16 protein-coding genes are annotated in these 21,318 nt (G+C 73.2%); 6 read left to right on the top strand and 10 right to left on the bottom strand.

Annotation, left to right across the window (positions count from 1 at the left end):
- Positions 1 to 181: 181 nt before the first annotated feature.
- The gene (locus tag AB0M43_RS03595; protein WP_363720771.1) at positions 182 to 1,705 is read left to right on the top strand and encodes an alkaline phosphatase D family protein; all 1,524 of its coding nucleotides are present in this window, start codon (positions 182 to 184) and stop codon (positions 1,703 to 1,705) included.
- Positions 1,702 to 2,982, top strand: a complete 1,281-nt coding sequence (locus AB0M43_RS03590; RefSeq protein WP_363720769.1) for a hypothetical protein — start codon at positions 1,702 to 1,704, stop codon at positions 2,980 to 2,982. The genes AB0M43_RS03595 and AB0M43_RS03590 overlap by 4 nt, the downstream gene beginning before the upstream one ends.
- A gap of 53 nt (positions 2,983 to 3,035) precedes the next feature.
- Here AB0M43_RS03590 and AB0M43_RS03585 read toward each other — a convergent pair whose 3' ends face one another.
- Positions 3,036 to 4,058, bottom strand: a complete 1,023-nt coding sequence (locus AB0M43_RS03585) for an Lrp/AsnC family transcriptional regulator (RefSeq protein WP_363720767.1) — start codon at positions 4,056 to 4,058, stop codon at positions 3,036 to 3,038.
- Positions 4,059 to 4,229: 171 nt separating this feature from the next.
- On the opposite strand from AB0M43_RS03585, the gene AB0M43_RS03580 reads away from it, so the two are divergent.
- Both AB0M43_RS03580 and AB0M43_RS03575 read left to right on the top strand, forming a co-directional pair.
- Positions 4,230 to 5,054: an inositol monophosphatase gene (locus tag AB0M43_RS03580; protein WP_363720765.1), complete on the top strand. Its 825-nt coding sequence runs from the start codon at positions 4,230 to 4,232 to the stop codon at positions 5,052 to 5,054.
- A gap of 119 nt (positions 5,055 to 5,173) precedes the next feature.
- The gene (locus AB0M43_RS03575; RefSeq protein WP_363720763.1) at positions 5,174 to 5,818 is read left to right on the top strand and encodes an NAD(P)-binding domain-containing protein; all 645 of its coding nucleotides are present in this window, start codon (positions 5,174 to 5,176) and stop codon (positions 5,816 to 5,818) included.
- 145 nt (positions 5,819 to 5,963) lie between these two features.
- Here the strand turns inward: AB0M43_RS03575 and AB0M43_RS03570 are convergent, their stop codons facing one another.
- On the bottom strand, positions 5,964 to 7,988 hold the full coding sequence (locus AB0M43_RS03570; RefSeq protein WP_363720762.1) for a M4 family metallopeptidase: 2,025 nt from the start codon (positions 7,986 to 7,988) through the stop codon (positions 5,964 to 5,966).
- A gap of 141 nt (positions 7,989 to 8,129) precedes the next feature.
- On the opposite strand from AB0M43_RS03570, the gene AB0M43_RS03565 reads away from it, so the two are divergent.
- Both AB0M43_RS03565 and AB0M43_RS03560 read left to right on the top strand, forming a co-directional pair.
- On the top strand, positions 8,130 to 9,092 hold the full coding sequence (locus AB0M43_RS03565) for a helix-turn-helix domain-containing protein (protein WP_363720760.1): 963 nt from the start codon (positions 8,130 to 8,132) through the stop codon (positions 9,090 to 9,092).
- Positions 9,093 to 9,241: 149 nt separating this feature from the next.
- Positions 9,242 to 11,533, top strand: a complete 2,292-nt coding sequence (locus tag AB0M43_RS03560; RefSeq protein ID WP_363720758.1) for a S8 family serine peptidase — start codon at positions 9,242 to 9,244, stop codon at positions 11,531 to 11,533.
- Positions 11,534 to 11,573: 40 nt separating this feature from the next.
- Here the strand turns inward: AB0M43_RS03560 and AB0M43_RS03555 are convergent, their stop codons facing one another.
- The 8 genes from AB0M43_RS03555 to AB0M43_RS03520 all read right to left on the bottom strand — a co-directional run bounded on the left by AB0M43_RS03555 (position 11,574) and on the right by AB0M43_RS03520 (position 21,108).
- The gene (locus AB0M43_RS03555) at positions 11,574 to 12,515 is read right to left on the bottom strand and encodes a hypothetical protein (protein ID WP_363720756.1); all 942 of its coding nucleotides are present in this window, start codon (positions 12,513 to 12,515) and stop codon (positions 11,574 to 11,576) included.
- A 145-nt stretch (positions 12,516 to 12,660) separates the two neighbouring features.
- The gene (locus AB0M43_RS03550) at positions 12,661 to 13,242 is read right to left on the bottom strand and encodes a TIGR03086 family metal-binding protein (RefSeq protein WP_363720754.1); all 582 of its coding nucleotides are present in this window, start codon (positions 13,240 to 13,242) and stop codon (positions 12,661 to 12,663) included.
- 392 nt (positions 13,243 to 13,634) lie between these two features.
- Positions 13,635 to 14,468 carry a serine protease gene (locus tag AB0M43_RS03545; protein ID WP_363720753.1) on the bottom strand — a complete coding sequence of 278 codons (834 nt, stop codon included), beginning with the start codon at positions 14,466 to 14,468 and terminating at the stop codon, positions 13,635 to 13,637.
- Positions 14,469 to 14,625: 157 nt separating this feature from the next.
- The gene (locus tag AB0M43_RS03540) at positions 14,626 to 14,982 is read right to left on the bottom strand and encodes a hypothetical protein (protein WP_363720752.1); all 357 of its coding nucleotides are present in this window, start codon (positions 14,980 to 14,982) and stop codon (positions 14,626 to 14,628) included.
- A 164-nt stretch (positions 14,983 to 15,146) separates the two neighbouring features.
- Positions 15,147 to 15,764 carry a LysE family translocator gene (locus AB0M43_RS03535; RefSeq protein WP_363720750.1) on the bottom strand — a complete coding sequence of 206 codons (618 nt, stop codon included), beginning with the start codon at positions 15,762 to 15,764 and terminating at the stop codon, positions 15,147 to 15,149.
- Positions 15,765 to 16,514, bottom strand: coding sequence for an alpha/beta fold hydrolase (locus AB0M43_RS03530; RefSeq protein WP_363720748.1), 750 nt, complete (start codon positions 16,512 to 16,514; stop codon positions 15,765 to 15,767).
- A gap of 11 nt (positions 16,515 to 16,525) precedes the next feature.
- The gene (locus AB0M43_RS03525) at positions 16,526 to 16,771 is read right to left on the bottom strand and encodes an acyl carrier protein (protein ID WP_363720747.1); all 246 of its coding nucleotides are present in this window, start codon (positions 16,769 to 16,771) and stop codon (positions 16,526 to 16,528) included.
- Positions 16,768 to 21,108 carry an amino acid adenylation domain-containing protein gene (locus AB0M43_RS03520; protein ID WP_363720746.1) on the bottom strand — a complete coding sequence of 1,447 codons (4,341 nt, stop codon included), beginning with the start codon at positions 21,106 to 21,108 and terminating at the stop codon, positions 16,768 to 16,770. The genes AB0M43_RS03525 and AB0M43_RS03520 overlap by 4 nt, the downstream gene beginning before the upstream one ends.
- Between the last annotated feature and the right edge of the window lie 210 nt (positions 21,109 to 21,318).

Here is a 21,318-nt window from a genome sequence, read left to right as displayed (position 1 = left end):
CCGTCCGGCCGGGCCCTCGCACCCGGCCCGGCCCCCGGCCCCCGGCCCCAGCGCCCGGCCCCCGGCCCCCGGCGGCCCGGCCCGGCCCGGAGCGGTCCGTGTCCGACCGGCGCACCAAGCGTAGGGGAACATTGGGCGTCAACCCTGGCAATGGCCCCACCGTGGCCGGTAGAACACTCCCATGCCCCCACTGCATAGACGAACGTTCATCCTCGGTGGACTCGCCGGTGCCGGCGCCACCCTCCTGACCTCGACCGCCGCCGGCGCTGCCCTCGGCTACCCGTTCACGCTCGGCGTCGCGTCGGGCGACCCGCTCCCGGACGGCGTGGTGCTGTGGACCCGGCTCGCCCCGTCGCCCCTGAACGCCGACGGCCAGGGCGGGATGTCCACCGCTTCCGTGTCCGTCGAGTGGCAGGTGGCCACCGACCAGTACTTCACCCAGCTCGTCCGGACCGGCACCGCCACCGCCGCGTCCGCGTCCGCGCACACCGTGCACGTGGAGGTGTCCGGTCTGCAGCCCGGCGCGGAGTACTACTACCGGTTCCGCGCCGCCGGCTACCTGTCCCCGGTCGGCCGGACCCGCACCGCCCCCGCCCCGGGCGCGCTCACCCCGTTCACGATGCTGTTCGCGTCGTGCTCGCACTACGAGTCGGGCTACTTCACCGCGTACCGGCGGATGGCCGAGGAGCGCCCCGACGTCGTCCTGCACCTGGGCGACTACCTGTACGAGGGCACCGCCTCGACCACGGCCGTCCGCAAGCACGCCCCGACGAGTGAGATCACGTCGCTGGCGCACTACCGGGTGCGGCACGCGCAGTACAAGACGGACCCGGACCTGCAGGCCGCGCACGCCGCCGCGCCGTGGCTGGTGATCTGGGACGACCACGAGGTGGAGAACAACTACGCCAACCTGGTGCGGGCCGACAACTCTCCCGCAGGGGACGTCGCGTGGTTCCGGGCGCGCCGGGCGGCGGCCTACAAGGCGTACTACGAGCACATGCCGCTGCGCGCCTCCTCGGTACCCGTGAACGAGAACATGCAGCTCTACCGGCGGCTGCGCTGGGGGAGCCTGGCGACGTTCCACCTGCTGGACACCCGGCAGTACCGCGACGACCAGGCCTGCGGCGACGGCACGAAGGTGTGCGCCGACGCGAAGCTGCCGGGCCGCAGCCTGACCGGCAACGCGCAGGAGAGCTGGCTGCTCGACGGTCTCGGCCAGCGGCTCGGCACCTGGGACATCCTCGGCCAGCAGGTGTTCTTCGCCCAGAAGCTCGCCGACGCGGCCGGGGCGACCTCGATGGACGCCTGGGACGGCTACGTGGCCAACCGCGACCGGATCCAGCAGGGCTGGGACGCGCGCGGGGTGCGCAGCGCGGTCGTGCTGACCGGCGACGTGCACCGCTCCTGGGCCAGCAACCTGATGGCCGACTACGCCTCGCAGAACCGGATCGTCGGCACCGAACTCGTCACCACCTCGGTCACGTCCTCCGGCGACGGCAACGCCGCCGACACCGGCCTGTCGAGCCTCAACCCGCACGTCAAGTTCTTCAAGAACCTCCGGGGGTACTGCCGGGTGCAGGTCGACTCCACCCGGATGCTCGCCGACTTCCGGGTGGTGGACAAGGTGACCGTCCGCGACTACCCGGTGCGCACCATCCAGAGCTACGCCATCGAGGCCGGCAACCCGGGACTGGTGAACCCGTGACCGCCCTTCCGGCGGCCCGTGCGCTCCGCCGGGCCCTGCGCGCCGCCGTCGTCCCGCTGGCGGTGACGGCCGGGCTGCTGCTGACCGGCGCGCCGGCCTCCGCCACCGGCACCACGCCCGCCGACATCACCTGGTCCACGGCCAACAGCGTGGCGACCGGCGACCAGGACAACGCGGCGGTGTCGGCGACCCGCAACGGGTACACGGCCGTCGTCTGGGAGGACGACCGCGACACGGCGACCCCGACCGACCCGGTGCACACGGACGTCTTCCTCCGGCTGTACAAGGACGAGGTCTCCCTGTACGAGAAGAAGATCTCCACCGGCGGCACCGGGAACTGGCGGCACTGGCAGCCCGACGTCGCCCTGCACGAGGACGGCACCGCGGTCGTCGTGTGGTCGGAGGACCCGGACGGCAACGGCTTCTACAACATCGCGGTCCGCTCCGTGTCCACCGCCGGCACGGTCACCGGCACCGGCAAGGCCAACGCCAGCTCGGCCGGCCAGCAGTTCGAACCGGCCGTGGCCGCCGACCCCGACGGCACCGGCTTCGCCGTGGTCTGGGAGGACGTGCAGACCGGCGCGCAGGCCACGGTCCGCGCGGCGGGCTTCTCCTCGATCAGCGTCAAGACCTACGAGGCGCAGGTCAACACGACCGGCGGCCAGCACCACCGGCCCGACGTGGCCCTCGGCGCGGCCGGCAACGCGATCGTGGTCTGGGACGAGGACACCGACGCCAACGGCTTCTACCAGATCGGCCTGAAGCTGCTGACCCCGGCGGGCGGCGTCAAACTCGCCCAGACGGCGGCCAACGCGTCCGGCGGCGGCCAGCAGCGCGCCGCCACGGTGGCCGCGAACTTCAACGGCGACTTCGCGGTCGCCTGGGAGACCGACCACACGGGTACGGCCCGGGCCGCCACCCGCTCCTTCACCGCCGCCGGTACGCCGCGCACCACCACCGACCGCACGGTCACCGACGACGGCACGGCGGTCGGCCCGCAGTCCGCGCCCCGGGTCGGCATCGACGACCAGCTCGCGCTCGTGGTGTCCTGGGTGGACGGCTCGGACGTGTGGGCGCGCGGCTTCAACCCCGACGGCACGGTCACCGGCCGGCTCCCGACCCTGCGGGTGAACGCGACCGCGACGGGCCGGCAGGACGAACCGGCGCTCGGGGTGTCCCCGTGGGGCGAGGTCACGGTGGCGTTCACCGACGACCAGGACGGCAACGGCTTCGACCAGGTCTACCTGGGCACGGGCCTGGTCAACAGCACCTGGTAACGGACCGGCGCGGGCCCGCCCCAGGGCCCGCGCCGATCCGTGCCTCCGGCGGTTCAGCCCGGGGCGGACTGCCGGACGCCCGCGCGCTTCACCGCGCGGCCCACCACCGTCGTCTCCGCGCCCGGCACCCCGAGCGGCCCGAGCACCCGGGTCACGAACGCGTACAGCGCCGGCAGGTCCGGGGTGAACACCGTCGCGAGCAGGTTCGTCACCCCGGTCGTCGCCAGCACCCCGTGCACGTGCGGATGCCCGGCCAGCGCCGTGCCGATCTCGTGCAGCCGGGCCGGTGGCACGGTCATCCACAGCGTCGCGTCCACGGTCATGCCGAGCAGCCGGGCGTCGATCGTCGCGTGGGTCCGGATCCGGCCGGCCGCCCCCAACCGGTGCAGGTGCCGCCGGACCGTCGACTCGGGCGCGCCGACCGCCGCCGCCACTTCGGCCGCCCCGACCCGGGCGTTCACCGCGAGCCGCTCCAGCAACGCCCGGTCCAGCGCGCCGAGCGGCCCGAACGGTTCCGCCTCGGACGCCTCGCCCTGACCGGATCCGACGGCTCCGGGCGGCAGCGCGGACGAGCCCGCCAGCGGCCCGCTCGACGGCCGAGGTTCCAGTGCCCGGATCTCGTCGGCGGTCAGCCAGCCGGCCCGCCAGTGCGCCGCGTCGGCGAACACGTGCAGCACGGCCTGGGCGGTGGTGGCCGTGACGGCGGAGGTGGCGGGGAGCTGCTCGTACAGCAGGCGGTCGCGGGCGTCCGGGCCCGTCACCGCGAGCGCGACGACCTCCTCCCCGCCCAGGGTGACATCCACGAACGGCACGTCCTCGCGCCGGGCGAGCGCGTCGGCGAGCACGTCGGTGCGACCCCGCAGCACCCGGACCCGCAGCACGAGCGCCCCGTCCGGATAGGCGCTGACCTCCGGCACCCGGACCACCCGCAGCACGCCCGCCCCTTCGAGCCGGGCCAGGCGGCGCACGACGGTCCGCGCGGACACCCCCAGCACCTCGCCGATCCGGCCGGCCGGCGCCCGCCCGTCGACCTGTAGCGCGCACACGATCCGCCGATCCACCTCGTCCAGCTCCATGTCGCCACCCAGTCAATCCATCGCAGAACTTGTCCAGAAGCGCTCACTTCAGCCTTCACTGGGACTCTATCCGAGCACCTGCCTGCTACACCTGTCCCAACGCCGCAACCGACGACGGCCCACCCAGGGCAGCGAACGACGAGACCCCCGGCACAACAGAGGAGACACCCCGTGGACACGAGAACAAACGCCGATCTGCTGGTACTACTGCCGCACGTCGTCGACGCCGTCACCACCGCCGCCACCCACCTGACCAGCAATTTCAGCCCGGACCTGCGCTCCCCGGCCACCCGCGACGGGATCATCGCCGGTTTCGCCGCCCTCGACACCCCGGTCGAGGAGCACCTGCGCCGCGAACTGACCCGGCTGCGCCCGACCGCAGGCTGGGACGGTGACGAGTTCGGCACCGCCCCGCTGCCGCCGGGGGAGTTCTGGGTGGTCGACCCGGTCGACGGCGTGGTGCACTACACCCACGGCCTGCCGTACTGGAGCGTCAGCGTCGCCCTGGTCCGCGACGGCGTCCCGGTCCTCGCCGTGGTGCACGCGCCCCCGCTGGGCCGGACGTACACGGCCGTCGCCGGACACGGCGCGACGGTGGACGGCGCCCCCTCGGCCAAGACGGAGCCCGGCGCGGCGCTGTCGGCCACCAGCCTGGGCTCCGACCCGGCCGGGGACCCGGAGTCCACCCGGCGCGCGGGCCTGTCCCTGGCCGCCGTCGCCCCGCACGTGCTCGTGGTCCGCAACCTCGGCCCCACGTCCGTGCAGGTGGCGGATGTCGCGGCCGGCCGCCTGGACGCCTTCTGGCTCTACGGCCGGACCCGCGACCTGCTCACCGGCGCGCTGCTGGTCCGCGAGGCCGGCGGCACCGTCACCGACACCGCGGGCCGCCCGTGGACCGACCGCTCCGACAGCTTCCTGGCCACCGCCCCCGGCCTGCACCAGGGCTTCGTCTCGCTCCTGTCCACCGTGGACGCCCCGCCGACCACGTCGGCCTAGCCGGCCTCCGACCAGCCGGCCTCCGACCAGCCGGCCTCCGACCGACTGGTCTCCGGCCGACCGGTCGGGCCACCCACCATGAAGCGAACCGCCACCCACCACCCCACCAGGGAGACCCCATGACCAGCATCGCCATTCTCGGCTCCGGCCGGGTCGGCCGCGTCCTCGCCACCGGACTCGCCGCCGCCGGCCACACCGTCACGATCGGCACCCTCGACCCGACCCGCGAGGCGGCCGCCTGGGCGGACACGTCCGTCGCGGTGGCCACCCACGCCGAGGCCACCGAAGCCGCCGAGGTCATCGTGAACGCCCTCCCCGGCGACGTCTCGGTGGACGTGCTGCGCGGCCTCACCACGTACCTGGAGAAAAAGGTACTGATCGATGTCGCCAATGCCACCGAACGCGGACCCGACGGCATGCCCGGCACCCTGTGCTACCCCGACGGCAGCCTCGCCGAGGAACTCCAGCACGCCCTGCCCACGACCCACGTCGTGAAGACCCTCAACACGATGGTCTACTCCGTGATGGCCGCCCCCGCCACCCTCACCACCCCCGGCACGGTGTTCCTGTCCGGCGACGACCCGACCGCCAAATCCACGACCACAGCCCTGCTCACCGACCTGGGCTGGCACCCCGACCGCATCATCGACCTGGGCGACATCACCACGGCCCGTGCCCCCGAGGCCTTCGCCCTCCTGATCGGCCCCCTCTTCCGAGCCCTGAACGCCCGAGCCTTCGCCCTGGGAATAGACCACAGCGCGTAACCCGAGAAGCCGTGGCCGGTTCGTTGGAAGAGAGTCAAAGGCCCTTCTCTCTTCCGACGAACCGGCCACGGCGCCCCACCGCCGACCCCGGCCGGCACGGCGAGACCAGTGGTGGGCGGGGTGTGACCGCCCACCACGATCCCGATCAGACAGTCAACGTCCAACTGTCGACAAACCCCGTGTCGTACCCGAAGTTGTCCCGCACCCGCAGCTTCCAGGCCCCACCGGCGGCCTCCGACGAGGCGTCCACGGTGTAGGTCGTGTCCACATTCGCCACCGAGTCGGTGATCTCGGCCTTCTTCAGCGAGTAGACGGTGCCGTCCGGAGCGACCAGATCGATGCTCAGGTCACCCCGCCAGGTGTGCTTCACGTGCACCTCCACCTTCGTGCTGGCCGAGGCGTTGCGCACACAACCCGTGACGGTCACGGTGCTGTCGACGGCCGCCCCCGCGTCGGGGATCTGCACATCGGTCGCGTTGGTCACCGGCGGGCACGACGGCGTGCTGGTCGGCGTCGCGGTCGGGCTGGTCGTCGGGCCCACGGTGGGGCTGGCGGTCGGGCTGCCCGTCGGGCCCGGCGTGTTGGTGCACGTCGTGTCCTCGCCGGCCACGTTCACGGCCTTCCACGCCTTCTGCACGGCCTGGTACTCCGCCGAGCAGTTCCCGTACAGGTCCTTCGCCGCGGACAGGGTGTAGTTGCGCGCGTCGTTGGTCCCGGAGGCGACGTACTTGGTGGTGGACGTGAAGTACACGTCGAGCGCCCGGAACCAGATCTTCTCGGCCTTCGCGTTGCCGATCCCGGTCAGCGTCGAGCTGTCGCACGTCGGGCTGTTGCCCCACTCCGAGGAGCCCGAACCGACCGCGAGCAGGTAGAAGAAGTGGTTCGCGACACCGGACGAGTAGTGCACGTCCTTGCCGCCCGTACCCGTCGACCAGCACTTGTCGGAGTTGCCGTCCTTCGACGGGTCGTCCATGTAGCGCAGCGGCCGCCCGTTGCCGAAGTAGTCGATCTTCTCCCCGATCAGGTAGTCCGGGGTGTCGGAGGAGTTGGCGGCGTAGAACTCGACCATGGTGCCGAAGATGTCGGAGGTGGCCTCGTTCAGGCCGCCGGACTCCCCGGAGTAGGTCAGGCCGCCGGACACCACGTTCTCCGTGACGCCGTGCGCCATCTCGTGCCCGGAGATGTCCAGCTCGGTGAAGGGGTGGGTGTTGCCGGCCCCGTCGCCGTACGTCATCTGCGAGCCGTCCCAGAACGCGTTCTTGTACGCGTTGCCGTAGTGCACCCGGCTCGGCACGCCCCGCCCGTCGCCGAAGATCCCGTTGCGGCCGTGCACGGACTTGAAGTAGTCGTAGGTGACCGCCGCGCCGTAGTGCGCGTCGACCGCCGCCGACTGGCTGGTGCCCGGGTTGCCGTCGCCCCACGCGTTGTCCGCGTCGGTGTACGTCGAACAGCTGCCCGTGCCGCGCGCCATGTCGCAGGTGTACCCGTTGCCCCGCACCGGATCCTTCAACTGGTACGAGCTGCCGGAGCCGGTGGTGTCCACGGGGACCGTGCCGACGTAGACGCCCTTGCCGGTACCCGCCGCGTGCTCGATCTCGTCGAACGCCCCGATCCGCGCGCCGGTCCCGGCGTCGGTGAGCACGTGCGACACGCTCGGCGTCTGGCCGTCGGGCGCCGTGCCCCGGACCACGGTCTCCCAGGCGAGCCGGGCCCGTTCCCCGCTGGCGTCCACGAGCAGTTCCGACGCCCCGACCGTGCTGACCCGGCCCGCGAAGCCGGCCGCCGCCGCCCGCTCGGCGCTCGCCGCCGGCACGGTCGGGGTGGTGGACAGCGTCAGGGGCGCGGCGAGGGCGTTGGACACCCCGGCGAAGGCGCCGCCGGGGCCGTTGTGCACGACGAGGTCGCCGCCGTACACCCGCAGGCCCTGGTGGGTGCGGGTGTAGCGGACGTGCGACGCGCCGGTCGGGTCCACGATGGTGCGGTACACGCTGAACGTGTCGGCGGTCGACGCCAGCGCCGCCGACCGGTGCCCGGCGAGCGCCGAGTCGGCCCGGGCGACGGCGTCGGCGCGGCTGGGGATGTCGGGCGTGGCCTGCGCCATCGCGGCCGTGCCGACGGCCAGACCGGCCAGCAGGAGGGCCGCTCCGCCAGCGGCCAGGGATCTGTTCACCAGGTGCCTCCAAGGGGTGGTGAGGGGAACCGCGTACCGGACGCGGTGTTTCGCACCGTAGGCCCGGACCGCGCTCCCACGCCCTTCCGATCCCGGACAACGTCGGAAACCGGCCGCTCGATGGAGTAGCGTCGATGGGTCATGGAGCCCCTACTCGGACCGGTCGGCCTCGGCGAGGTCGACAGCGCCGTCTACCTGCGACTTCTCGCCGCCCCGCGCGGCAGCGTGCCCGAGCTGGCCGCCGCGCTGGACCTCACCGAGTCCCGGGTCGGCCGCACCCTGGAGACCCTCACCGAGCACGGCCTCGTCACCCGGCTGGCCGGCGACCTCGCCCGGTACGTGCCCGCGCCGCCCGACCTGGCCATCGACGCCCTCGCGTTCCGCCGCCAGGAGGGTCTCGAACGGCTCCGGGCCGCCGCCCGCGACCTCACCCGGCAGATGGCGCTGGCCCCCGCCGGCGGCCCGGGCGGGCTCGTCGAGGTGATCGAGGGCGACCAGGCGGTGCTGCACCAGATCGCCCGGCTTCAGCTCGGCGCGGAACGGGAGGTGGCGATCGTGGACTGCCCGCCGTACCTGCTCGGCCAGCCCCAGGACAACGAGGAGCAGCGCCAGGTGATGCGCCGCGGGGTGTCCTACCGGGCGATCTACCACGCGCCGGTGCTGCACGAGCCCGAGAAGATGCGCGACGTCCTCGACTGCATCGCCGCCGGGGAGGACGCCCGCGCCCTGCCCGACGTCGAGCTGAAGATGACCATCGTGGACCGCCGGGTCGCCCTGATCCCGCTCACCCTGGGCGCGACCGACACCCACACCCGGATCCTGGTGCACCCGTCGCCGCTGCTCAGTACCCTGATCATGTGTTTCGACCTGCTCTGGGAGCGGGCCACCCCGCTCGCGGGCCGGGAACGCGACGAGGGCCCCGGCCCCCGGGACCGGGCGATGCTCGCCATGCTCGCCGCGGGCATGAAGGACCGGGCGGTGGCCCGCGCGCTCGGGGTCACCGAACGCACCGTCACCCGCCGGATCACCCTCCTGATGGCGCACCTGGGCGTGGAGACCCGGTTCCAGGCGGCGCTCCAGGCGTCCCGGCGCGGCTGGTTGTAGGTTTCGAGGCTTTCACAGCGGGTTTCGACCCGCTGCCCGGTGCTGCTTGTAACCGTCTTCCGCACGGCTCGGGGCTGGTGGTGTGATTCGGACACTTCACCCCTCAGTCGGCCGCTTCGCGCTGCCGGCGCACTCCGCCGGAGGGCACCTTGACACCACGACAGACCACCCGCCGGGCGCTGTTCGCAGCGCTCGGCCTGACCGTCGCCACCCTCGCGGTCGGCGCACAGGCGTCCTCGGCCGCCCCCGCCGAGGGCGTGGTCCGGCACGGCGCGTCCCAGCCGATCCCGGGCAGCTACGTCATCGTTCTCAAGGAGAGCGCGCTGCGGTCGGCCGCGCCGCGGGCCATCGAGGCCACGGCCGGGGCGCTCGCGACGAAGTACCAGGGCACGCTCGGGTTCACCTACACCGCCGCCCTGCACGGGTTCTCCGTGAAGAACATGACCGAGCGGCAGGCGCGCCGGCTCGCGGCGGACCCGCAGGTGGCCCAGGTCGCCCAGGACGGCACCGCCCGGCTGCTGGACACCCAGACCAACCCGCCCAGCTACGGCCTGGACCGGATCGACCAGAAGGACCTGCCCCTCGACAAGAGCTTCACCTACGCGGGTACCGGCGAGGGCGTCACCGCCTACGTCATCGACTCCGGGATCAAGATCGGTCACCAGGAGTTCGAGGGCCGGGCCAGCGTCGGGGCCGACTTCATCGAGGACGGCCAGAACGGCAACGACTGTTTCGGGCACGGCACGCACGTGTCCGGCACCATCGGCGGCAAGACCGTCGGCGTGGCCAAGAAGGTCAAGCTGGTCGCGGTCCGCGCGCTCGGCGTCAACTGCGGCAACACCGGACCGGACTCCGCCGCGATCAAGGGCTTCGACTGGATCACCCAGAACGGCGTCAAGCCCGCCGTCGTCAACATGAGCTTCGGCTTCGACGACGCGCACATCGGCGACCAGGCGTTGCAGAACTCCATCGCGGCCGGCTTCACCTACGTCGCGGCGGCCGGCAACAACGGCTCCGACGGCTGCTCGTTCGGCCCCGGCGGCACGGTCAAGGAGACCCTCAACGTCGGCAACAGCAACTCCACCGACAACCGCAGCGGCACCTCGAACTACGGCAAGTGCCTGGACCTGTTCGCGCCGGGGGAGAACATCTACTCGGCCGGGATCACTTCCAACACCGCCTACGCGAACATGACGGGTACGTCGATGGCGTCCCCGCACGTGGCCGGCGGCGCGGCGCTGTACCTGCAGAACCACAAGACGGCGGCCCCGGCCGAGGTGCACGCGGCGGTCCTGAACGCCGCCACCCCCGGCAAGATCAAGAACGCGGGTACCGGCTCGCCGAACCTGCTGCTGTACACGAAGGACTTCGGCGGCGGGAACCCGCAGCCCACCAACGACTTCTCGATCGCGGTGAACCCGACCTCGGGCTCCGTGGACGCGGGGTCGGCCCTGACCACCACGGTGTCCACGGCCGTCGTGACCGGCTCCGCCGAGACGGTCGCGCTGACCGCCTCCGGCCTGCCGACCGGCGCCACCGGCGCGTTCGACCCCACCTCGGTGACGGCGGGCGGCACGTCCAAGCTCACCCTGTCCACCACGGCCGACACCAAGTCCGGCACCTACACCGTGACCGTGCAGGGCAAGGCGGCGTCGGCGACGCACACCGCGACCTACACCCTCACGGTGCGCGGCACCGGCGGCGGCAACGACTTCTCGCTCTCCCTGTCGCCGGCCACCGCCACGGTCCGCAACGGCGAGTCCGCGACCAGCACGGTCTCCACCGCCGTCACCGGGGGCTCGGCGGAGACCGTCGCCCTGTCCGCGGCCGGCCTGCCCTCGGGCGTGACCGCGACCTTCGCGCCGGACTCCGTCACCGCCGGCAACACCTCGAAGCTGACCCTGGCCACCACGAGCGCGGCCGCGACCGGCTCGTACTCGATCACCGTCACCGGGCGGGCCGCCTCCGCCACCCATGACACCACGTTCGTGCTCAACGTCAAGAACACGGGCCCCGGCCCGGGCGACGGCGTCACCAACGGCGGCTTCGAGTCCGGTTCGCTGAGCGGCTGGACCGGCACCGGCACCACCTCGGTGGTCGGTGGCGGGCGCACCGGGGCCTACGCGGCCTCCGTCGGCGGCGGCACCGGGGTCTCCTCGATCAGCCAGACGTTCACGGTACCGGCGGGCAGGAGCCAGCTGTCCGTGTACGTGCTGACGTCCAACTGCGACCCGTTCGCCCTCGAGATGGCCACGGCCACCCTGGTCGACACCGCCACCGGGGCCAGCCGGACCATCACCCAGCTGGCCTGCATGAACGGGGGTTTCTGGTTCCCCGGTAACGCCGGGGTCACCGCCGGGAAGAGCTACACCCTGACGCTGACCATGACCAACACCAGCGCGCACGGGGTCGCGAAGTTCGACGACGTGACCCTGTCCTGAACGGGCGGGGGCCCGGCCACCTCCACGGGCCGGGCCCCCGTCACTCCCACTCCCAGCGCATCCCGACCTGACCCGGAGGGGCGTCGATGACCACCAGCTGCGCGGTACCGGAGGCGCCCAGCCACAGCTCCTCCCCGTCCGTGGTGGGCCCGTCGGCCGTCCGCCGGTCCAGCCGCACGCACCGGGCGGGCAACGCGGCCGGGTCGAAGCACACCGACAGCGCGTACTCCCGGATCGGCACCGCGCTGCGCCGGGTGAACTCGTCGATGATCTCCGCCGTCGGCCCGGGCAGCACCTCGTACTCCAGGGCCGCGTACTCGCCGCGCTGCAACATCCGGTCCAGCACCAGCTCGGTCACGCTGAACCCGCTGTCCAGGTCGGTGCGGATCCGGCCCGGGCGGCAGAACCGGGTCGCGCCGATCGAGGGCGGCTCGGTGCCGGGGACCTCCGCCCAGTACACGACGCGGCAGTGCGAGAGCCGGTCGGCGAGCGCCAGCAGGACCAGCCGGGTCCGCATCACCCGCAGGTGCCGGTCCGGGCCGACCTCCAGCTCCTCGTGCACGCTGACCCGGAGCAGATGGTCCTGCGGCGGCGCCGTGAGCTGCCCGAACGTCCGGGCCAGGCCGGCCGGCGCGGACCACAGCCGCTCCGGGTCCAGGCTCGGCTGCGGCGACCGGCCCGGCCGCAGCGGACGCGACCGCCCGTCCAGCAGGCCCGTCAGGGAACCCTCGGGCAGGTCCAGCAGGCGTTCGATCAGGTGCACGGCGCGCAGCGACTCGGGACGTTCGGGCCGGCTGCGGCCGCGCCGCCAGTAGCTCAGGGTGCTCAGGCTCAGGCCGACGCCGTGGCCGAGCAGGCCGCGCTGGACGCGTTCGAGGGTCCAGCCGCGTGACTCGATGGCCAGGTGCAGGGCCACCGAGAACGGGCCGGTGCGCATGACCTGCGCCAGTTCCCGGTCGAGGGTGCGGTTCGGTGGGGTCACGGTGGGGCCTCCCGTCGGGTACCCCTCGGAGTATCGACCTTGATCGAAGGCTGCGATCCTTCCGGAACCGGACAACGTCCCCGACCGGACACCGCCGCCGGGCCCGGTCGCCACTGTCGGGTCGGTCGGGCCCGGAGCGGTGCGGTCAGGCCTTCCAGTGCGGATCGCGGCCCAGGTAGCGCAGCAGGGTGGCAGCCTCGTCGTCCCCGGGCTCGGCCGGCACGACCGGCCCGAACGCGCCCCACTGGCGCAGCGGCTCGCACAGCGCCCGCGCGACCGGCAGCAGCCCCTCGGCCAGCTCGGGCGTGAGCGGCGACGGCTGGCCGGTGGCGACCGCGATGTCCCACGCGTGCACGGCCGCGTCGAGGGCGCACGCCCCGGACGCGAGCACGGCCGACATCGGGCCGTGCGGCAGCGGGTTCGGCACGTCCCGGGCGTCGACGGCCACCGTGGCCCAGGCGCCGGCCGTGGCGTCCAGGGCCAGGTCCAGCACGATCAGCGGCGCGTCCCGCAGCCTGCCCGACGGCGCGAACGGGTCCTCGGCCGGGCCTGGGCCGCCGGTGATCGCCGCCGCGTAGGCCCACTGGTCGCCCGCCGCGTGCTGGAGCACCTGGGTGACGTTCCACTCGGAGCACGGGGTGCGCAGGGCCCAGTCGGCGGGGTCCACTGCGGAGACGGTCGTGCGCAGGGCCTGGTGCGCGTCGACGATCAGGGCGTGCTGGGTCATGCGGGCTCCTCCGTGACGTTTCAAGATCAACGAAGTTGAGCCTCGCTGGCGCGCGCACGCCTGTCAATGGGCTGTCCGGGCGCGGATGGGGCGTCCTGGAGTCCATAGTGGTCGGTGGTGCGGATTCGCTGCCGGACGGTCGCCGGGCCGTGACGGGCGGTGCCGGAAAGGCGGCGGTGGCGCCCACGCCGGGCGCTGACGCCCACGCCGGGCCGTGGTGCCCACGCCGGGCCGTGACGGCCAGTGCCGGGAAGGCGGCGACGCCAACGCCGGCCCGCGACCGCTGTGCGTGCGCCGCCGGTGCCCCGCCCCGGTGACCGCGGTGTGATCCGCGCCGGACCGGACCGGTGACGCCGGTGGGGCGGACGACCGCCCGCCCCACCGGCTCCCCGTTACGGCTTCGGCAGCGTGCAGCCCGCCCGGTTCAGGTCGATCTGGTTACCGGCCCCGAGGCACGCCACGATGGTGTACGTCTCCTGGCCGTACCCGATCCCCCGGCGCACCGTCACGTTGCCGCCCTGGTCCACCTCGCACGGGTTGTTCAGCGTGCACCGGCCGCCGCTCTCGTTGATGGTGTTGTTGACCCCGACGACCCTGCCGGTGGCCACGTCCACGATCGGCGAACCCGAGGTGCCGCCGATGACGTTGCACGGCGACGTGTACCGGATCGAGTCCTTGAACGTCCAGCTCGCCTCCTTCAACCGGTACGCGAAACCGTCGATGTTGCAGTTGTACTTCTTCTTCCAGTACCCGGAGACCACGGAGATCGCCGTGCCCTGCACCGGGTGGGTGGCCACCAGGTCGAGCGCCCGGATCCCGTACGCGCTCTGGATCTGCGCGTAGGTCTGGCTGACCTGGTAGAGGGAGATGTCGGTGTCGGTCATCGTGCCGTACGCGATCTTCGTCGCCCGGATCGTGCCCACCGTGCCGGTACCGGCGGCGTTGAGCAGCTGGAACGTGCGGGTGGAGGACCGGTTCAGCACGACCTGGCCGGCCCCGGGCATGCCGGTCTCCAGGCAGTGCCCGTTGGACAGCACGAGGGCCGGGTCGGTCGACAGCGCGTTCGGCGGGCGCACGACGGAGCCCGAGCAGTTGCTGAGCGCGACCGTGCCGGCGAAGGTGACGGCCTGGACCCGGGGCGCGGCGGCGGCGGGCGTGGCCATGGTGGCGACCATCGCGGCACCGGTGACAGTGGACAGGAGGGCGCCGATCAGACGTCTGTTCACAGTGGTTCCTAACATCGAGGGGTACGACGATAACGGACGATACTCGGTGAGAAGCCCCGACGGGGAACTGTTCGGACCCTCATGGACGGAGCGCCCCGCCGGATCCGTCCGGCGCGGCGGGCCCGGGCGGCCCCTCGCCACCCGGGCCCGGACACCGTCAGCCGCAGGAGTAGTAGCCCTGGGCCCGCTCCGCCCAGTACCCGCCGTGGGCGGCGTAGAGGTACGTGGCACCGCCGGAGCAGGTGTAGTCCGCGGTGCCGTAACCGGAGGCCACCACGGTCCACCCCCCGTTGGCGGGATCCCACCGCTGGATCCGGACGTACGCCGTGTCCTCCTCGCCGTTGGGGCACGTGGTCTGCGAGTCGACGTGCAGGGTGCCGGACGCGGGGGTGATGGAGAACGTGGAGGAGCAGTAGGGCCGGGCCTGCGCGGGGGAGGCGACGGCGACGGCCACACCGGTGGCGGCGAGGACGAGTGCGGCGGCCAGCGCGGCCGGTCGGGTGGTACGCGACATGGGCGTTCTCCTTACCTGGAGGAACGGGAACCGCCACGGGCGGTCGGCGGGTCGTCGTTCCAGCGGGAGCCGGAGGAGCTTCCCCGGCGCGAGGAGACTGGCAGAGGCCACTGGGAGTCCACTCAGAACCCGCTCAGAGGCGGGCCGGCCCGCCCCGGTACCCCCTAGTTCCGGCTCTGCAAAGCCAACCGGATCGCGAACCCGACCAGGAGCACGCCGGTGACCCGCTCGATCTGGGCCCGCACCCTCGGCCGGCGCAGCAACGCCCCGGCCCGGTCGACGAGCAGCACGTACAGGCTGAACCACAGCAGGTAGATGCACGCGAAGACCAGGGACAGCAGCAGCGCGTACCCGAGGCCGCCGCCGTCGGTGGGGAAGAACTGCGGCAACAGGGTGATGAAGAACAGCGCCACCTTCGGGTTCAGCGAGTTCGACAGGAACCCGTGCCGCAGGTACCGCCACGGGGACCCGGCCGGCTGGGTGGCCTCCTCGTCCGCCGCCGCGCTCCGTTTCCGGGCCGACAGCAGGGTCTGGACGCCCATCCACAGCAGGTACACCGTGCCGATCAGCTTCAGCACGGTGAACGCCTCGGCGGAGGCCATCAGCAGCCCGGAGACCCCGAACGCCGCCGCCGTGGCGTGCACGGAGATGCCGGTGACCCCGCCGACCATGGTCAGCAGGCCCGCCGTCCGGCCGCCGGTGAGGGCGTTGCGGGTGATCAGCGCCTGGTCCGGACCGGGGATGGCGATCAGGACCAGGGCGGCGAACGCGAAGACGAGCACTCAGACCCCCGGCTGTCGGAACGTGGCGTTGATGGTGCGCAGCAGCGGCCGGCGGTGCTCGCGGTGGTAGAAGTGCCCGCCCGCGAACCGCCGGGACGCCAGCGGCCGGGTGCTGTGCTCCGCCCAGGCGGTCAGCTCCTCCTCGGTCACGTGGTCCTCGCGCCCGCCGAGCACGGTCAGCGGGACCGGCAGCGCCGGGGCGGGGCGGTGCTCGTAGGAGTCGACCAGTTCGTAGTCGGCCCGCAGGCAGGCGGCGATCATGCGGGTGAGTTCGGGGTCGGCCAGGGCCTCGGCCGGCACGCCGCCGTGCCGGCGTTCGACCTCGGCGAGGAGTTCGGCGTCGGGCAGGTGGTGCACCGCCGGCTCGCGACGGGGCAGGTGCGGAGCCGGGTACGCGGAGACGAACAGCCGCTCCGGCAGCGGCAGGCCCGCGTCCCGCAGCGCCCGGGCCACCTCGTACGCGACCAGGCTGCCCATGCTGTGCCCGAAGAAGGCGAACGGCGCCGCGAACGTGTTCTCCGCCAGCAGTGCTCGCACGAGAGGCTCCATCCGGGTGAACGGCCGTTCCCGCAGCCTACTGCCGCGACCGGGCAGCTGTACGCCCCACAGCTCCACGCCGGGCAGGTCCGCGGCCCACCGGACGTACTCGGCGATCGAGCCGCCGCCGTGCGGGAAGCAGTACAACCGGACGGCCGGGGTGGGCCGGGCGATCGCGCGGACCAGCCAGCGCGGAGTGTGGAGCGTGTCCACCCGCCGGCCCCCTACACCGCGCTCGGCTGGCGGGCCAGGTGCCCGGCCAGCGCCGCGAGGGTCGGGTGGTCGAGCAGCTCCGTGGGCGGGATCGTCCGCCCGAGCAGCTCGCCCAGGTCGCTGGCCAGGACCAGGGTGGTCGCCGAGTCCACCCCCAGCGCCTCCATGGTCGCGGCCGGGTCCACCTCGGCCGGCTCGATGGCCAGCAGTTCGGCGACGAAGCCGACCAGCCAGTCCCGGATCGCCTGCTCGGTCATGACGTCTCCCCGGTTCCGGACGGGCCGATCAGGTCGGTGAGGTAGCCGTCGAGGGCCTCGACGGTCGGGTACTCCAGGATCACCGCGACGGGCACGGCCACCCCGAACCGGGTCCCGATCGCCGCGACCAGCCGGGCCGCCTGCAACGAGTCGCCGCCGGCCTCCAGGAAGTCGTCGGCCAGATCGAGCTCCGCCAGGCCCAGGGTCTCCCGCCAGATGTCGACCAGCGCGTGCTGGCGTTCCGTCGTGGGCGGTTTCGCGGGCCGGCCCCGGGCGGCCGTGCGGGCCCCCGCCTGGGCGAGCGCCCGGCGGTCGACCTTGCCGGTGTCGCTGAGCGGTACCGCGTCGAGGGTGTGGATCCGCGAGGGCACCATGTGCTTCGGCAGCCGTTCGCCGACGAACGCCCGCAGCGCCTCGGGCTCGAACCGGCACCGTTCGGCCGGCCCCCGGGCCACGATCACGTCGAAGCCCACGGCCGCCGGGCCGCCGGTGGACAGCACCGTGGGGGCGGTGTAGCCGGCCGTGGTCAGGGCCGTGCCCCACTGGCGGCGGTCCAGGAGCGGGTGCGCGCCGCGCAGCGTGGTGTCCTCGTACCCGTCGAAGCCCTGTTGCAGGCCCATGGTCAGGTCGAACCAGGGGTGGAACGTGGTCTGCTCGACCAGGAGCAGCACCGCGTCGGGGGCGAGCACGCCGGACAGCTTCCGCAGGGTGCGGTCGACGTCCTTCGCGTCGTGCAGCACGCTCGCGGCGACGACCAGGTCGAACTCCCGGCCGTCGAAGCCCTGCGCGCCCGGGGTGCGGTCCAGGTCGTACAGCTCGTAGCGGACGAACGGGTGCGCGGCGAACCGGGTGCGGGCCGCGCCGAGGAAGTACGTCGAGATGTCGGTGAACACGTACTCGGTGGTGTCCGGGGGCAGCAGCGGCAGCAGGTGGCCGGTCAGCGAGCCGTAGCCCGCGCCGACCTCCAGGATCCGCAGCGGCCGGTCGGCGGGCCGGTGCGCGACCAGCTCGGCGACCGCCGCCGCCGCGATCCGGTAGGTGGGGTCGAACAGCCGGGCGTACACCTCGGTGGTGCGGTCGTTGGTGTACAGCTGCGCGGAGTGCAGGTCCTCGCGGAGCACCCCGGCCACGTTCCCGGCGAGGGACAGCAGCCAGTCGGTCAGGTCGTCGGGCACGCCCAGCGTCCCCAGGCCGGCCCGCACGGACCGGGCCACGGGGTCGGGGATCGCCGCCGGCAGTTCGCGGGCGACCACCACCCCGTCCGGGGCGGGCCGCAGGAAGCCCCGGGCGGTGAGCACGGCCGTCGCCCGGCCCAGCCAGCGGTCGTAGCGGCCCGCGACGCCCGCGCCCCGCGCGATGTGCCGGGGGTCGAACACCCTGCCGGGCAGGTGCGGCATGCCCAGGGCGCGGAACGCCGTGCCGACGGCCGCCGCGTGCACGTCGTCGAGCCGGCGCCACGCGTCGAGCAGCACGGCGGTGTCCTCCTCCGGGGCGCTGGCCGCGACCCCGGTGAGCCGCCGCCACAGCGCGTCGTTGCCCGCCCGGTCGGCGGTCTCCGTGCCGAACAGGGTCGGGTCCGGCGGGTCGGTCGGCACGACGTAGCCCACCAGGCGGGCCGGGCCGTCGCCGGTGACCGCCACCGCCACGGACTGTTCGACGCCGGGGTGCTGGCGGAGGACGGCCTCGACCTCGCCGAGCTCCACCCGGTACCCGTTGATCTTGATCTGGCCGTCGCGGCGGCCGAGGAACTGGAGCGTGCCGTCGGGCAGGTACCGGCCGTAGTCGCCCGTCCGGTACAGCCGCGCGCCGGTCACCGGATGGGTCGGGAAGCTCGCCGCCGTCTTGTCCGGGTCGCCCCAGTAGCCCCGGGCCAGCCCGTCGCCCTCGATGTACAGCTCGCCGGTCACCCACACCGGGCTCGGCCGCAGCCGCGCGTCGAGGACGTGGAACCGCTGGTTGCGCAGCGGCGTGCCGTACGGGACGCTCGGCGCGTCCGGGTCCACCTCGGCGGCCGGGTGCGCGATCGACCAGATCGAGGCCTCCGTCGCCCCGCCCAGGCTGTACACCGTCGCGTCGGGCCACAGGTCGGCGATCCGGTCGGGCAGGTCCACCGGGATCCAGTCGCCGCTGAGCATGACCACCCGCAGGGCCGGCGGCACCTCCGCGCCGGCCTCCAGGTGTTCGACGAGCATCAGCATCTGGGCCGGTACCGAGTTCCACACGCTGACCCGGTGCTCCGTCATCAGCTTCGCCCAGTGCGCGGGGTCGTTGAGCTTGTCCCCGTCGGGCAGCACCAGGGTCGCGCCGGCCGCCAGGGTGCCGAACAGGTCGTACACCGACAGGTCGAAGCCGAGCTCGGCCAGGCCGAAGACCCGGTCCTCGGGCGTGACCCGGTAGCGGTCGTTGATGTCCACGACGGTGTTCAGCGCCGAGCGGTGCTCGATCATCACACCTTTGGGGGTACCGGTGGAGCCGGACGTGTAGATCACGTAGGCGAGGTCGTCCGGTCGCGCGGGGCCGGCGTCGGCGACCGGGGCTCCGGGTGGCAGCGCGGCCAGGTCCAGGCGCCGCACCCCGTCGGGCCAGCGCTGCGGCCGGGCGGTCGCCCCCGACACGATCGCGGCGGCCCGCCCGTCGGTGAGGAGCTGCCGCTGGCGCAGGGTCGGCAGGTTCGCGGCCACCGGCAGGTACGCGCCGCCGGCCCGCAGGATGCCGTAGGCGGCCACCACCTGGTCCGCGCCCTTGTCGGCGACCACGCCCACCAGCGCGTCGGTCCCCGTGGCCCCCAGGGCGCCGGCGAGGGCACCGGAGCGCTCCGCCAGCTCGGCGTACGTGAGCGTGCCCGCCGCGCTGATCACCGCCGGCTGGTCGGGCCGGAGCGGGACCTGGGCCAGGAACGGTTCGTGCAGCAGGCCGGCCGGCAGCGGACCCGCCGTGTCGTTGGCGAGCCGGCGCGCCGTCTCCTGCTCCGCCGGCAGCGGCAGCACGACGTCGGTGTCCCAGGCGTCGGCGTCGGTGGCCAGCCGCTCGACCAGCGCCGTGTACGCGCCGAACATGTCGTCGAGCATCCCGGCCGGGAACAGCTCCTCGATCGCGTCCCAGGACAGCTCCAGGGTGCCGGTCACGTCCACCACCTGGTGGTCGAGCCACACCTGGGGGGTCTGGCTGACCCGGTACCCGATGTCGCCGAAGTACTCCCGGGGCCCGCTGAGGTCCGCGACCGTGCCCAGCCCGCTGGTGAACACGACGGGGACGGTCTCGAAGCCGGTCTGCAACCCGCGCCGGCGGCGCTCGCGCAGGGTGTGCAGCGCGCTGGCGTACCGGTGCCGCAGGTCCTGCTGCAACTGCCGCTGGGTCCGGCCGACCTTGTCCGCGAACCCGACCCCGCCGCCGGTGTCGAGCTCCAGCAGGCAGATGGAGGTGAAGTCGCCGACGACGCTCCGCAGGTGCGGGTGCGCCATCCTGTGGCCGTTCCCGTCGTCGGTGAGCACCAGCGGCAGCCGGTTGAACAGGGTCAGGTTCAGGGTGAAGCGCTCCGTGCCGCTCCACGTGGCCAGCACCTCGCCGAACGCGGTGGCCAGCACGGCCGTCGGGGTCAGCCCCCGGTCCCGGGCCCGGTCGGCGAACACCTGCCACAGGTCGGGCCGCAACCGGTACTCCCGGTGGGTGAACACGGGTTTGCGCACGCTCGCGGGGGAGCGGGCCAGCGGCAGGTCGGGCGGCGGGGCGAGGGTGTCGGCGCGGCCCTGCCAGTACTCCAGGGCCTTCAGGTAGCGCGGGCCGGTGTGCGCCTCCTCCAGCGCCTCCACGTACTCCCGGAACGACGTGTCGATCGGGGGCAGCACGGTCTCCGGGTGCTGGCAGAGCAGCGCCCACTCGTGGAACAGCACCGCGACGCTCGCCAGGTCCACCATCAGCAGGTCGAGGCTGATGTGCAGCCGGTCGTGGTCGGGCAGCCGGGTCAGCCGGAGCCCGAACAGCGGCCAGGTCGTCGCCGGGTACACGTGGTGCGACAGCTCCGCGCGGATCCCGGCGAGCGCGTCGTCCACCTCGGACGGTTCGGCGTCGCGCAGGTCCACGCACGCGATCTCGTACGGCGGCACGTCGGCGAGGACCCGCTGGCGGCCGTCGTCGCCGACCACCGCGCGGAGCATGTCGTGCCGTTGGACGAGCCGCCGCCACGCGTCGGTCAGCAGGTCGGGGTCGAGGCGTTTGCCGTCGAGTTCGAAGTAGGCGTGCGGGGCGACGTTGCCGAGGACGAAGTTCGGGCCCCGGCCGACCCAGTAGGCGTACTGGATCTCTGTCAGCGGAAAGGAGTCGTCAGCCGTGTTCGCCACGTGCGCACCCCCCGGTCGTGCCACTGCCACCGTCGGTGTACATATATGTGATTACCAGCCTTGTCCAGTCAAGCCACCTCCATGGGCGGAGAGGCGGCAGAGCTAAGGAATATCAGCGGTAACCCCGGGAGGCTTCTCCCAGCGTGCTCAGTCGCCCGGACGGTCCGCTGTGGACCGTCCAGGCGCTCTGACCTCGTCCGTTGTGTGCCG

Origin of the sequence: Longispora sp. NPDC051575, assembly GCF_040681875.1 — a bacterium.
In the GTDB taxonomy this organism is placed as follows: Bacteria; Actinomycetota; Actinomycetes; order Mycobacteriales; family Micromonosporaceae; genus Longispora.
The sequence above is the reverse complement of the archived record's forward strand: the minus strand, read 5'-3'. Positions and strand labels throughout refer to the sequence as shown.

Excerpts from the sequence above, each read along its gene's own strand:
- AB0M43_RS03595 (WP_363720771.1), top strand. The coding sequence starts at position 182 with ATGCCCCCACTGCATAGACGAACGTTCATCCTCGGTGGACTCGCCGGT.
- AB0M43_RS03585 (WP_363720767.1), bottom strand. The coding sequence starts at position 4,058 with ATGGAGCTGGACGAGGTGGATCGGCGGATCGTGTGCGCGCTACAGGTC.
- AB0M43_RS03575 (WP_363720763.1), top strand. The coding sequence starts at position 5,174 with ATGACCAGCATCGCCATTCTCGGCTCCGGCCGGGTCGGCCGCGTCCTC.
- AB0M43_RS03565 (WP_363720760.1), top strand. The coding sequence starts at position 8,130 with ATGGAGCCCCTACTCGGACCGGTCGGCCTCGGCGAGGTCGACAGCGCC.
- AB0M43_RS03550 (WP_363720754.1), bottom strand. The coding sequence starts at position 13,242 with ATGACCCAGCACGCCCTGATCGTCGACGCGCACCAGGCCCTGCGCACG.
- AB0M43_RS03540 (WP_363720752.1), bottom strand. The coding sequence starts at position 14,982 with ATGTCGCGTACCACCCGACCGGCCGCGCTGGCCGCCGCACTCGTCCTC.
- AB0M43_RS03525 (WP_363720747.1), bottom strand. The coding sequence starts at position 16,771 with ATGACCGAGCAGGCGATCCGGGACTGGCTGGTCGGCTTCGTCGCCGAA.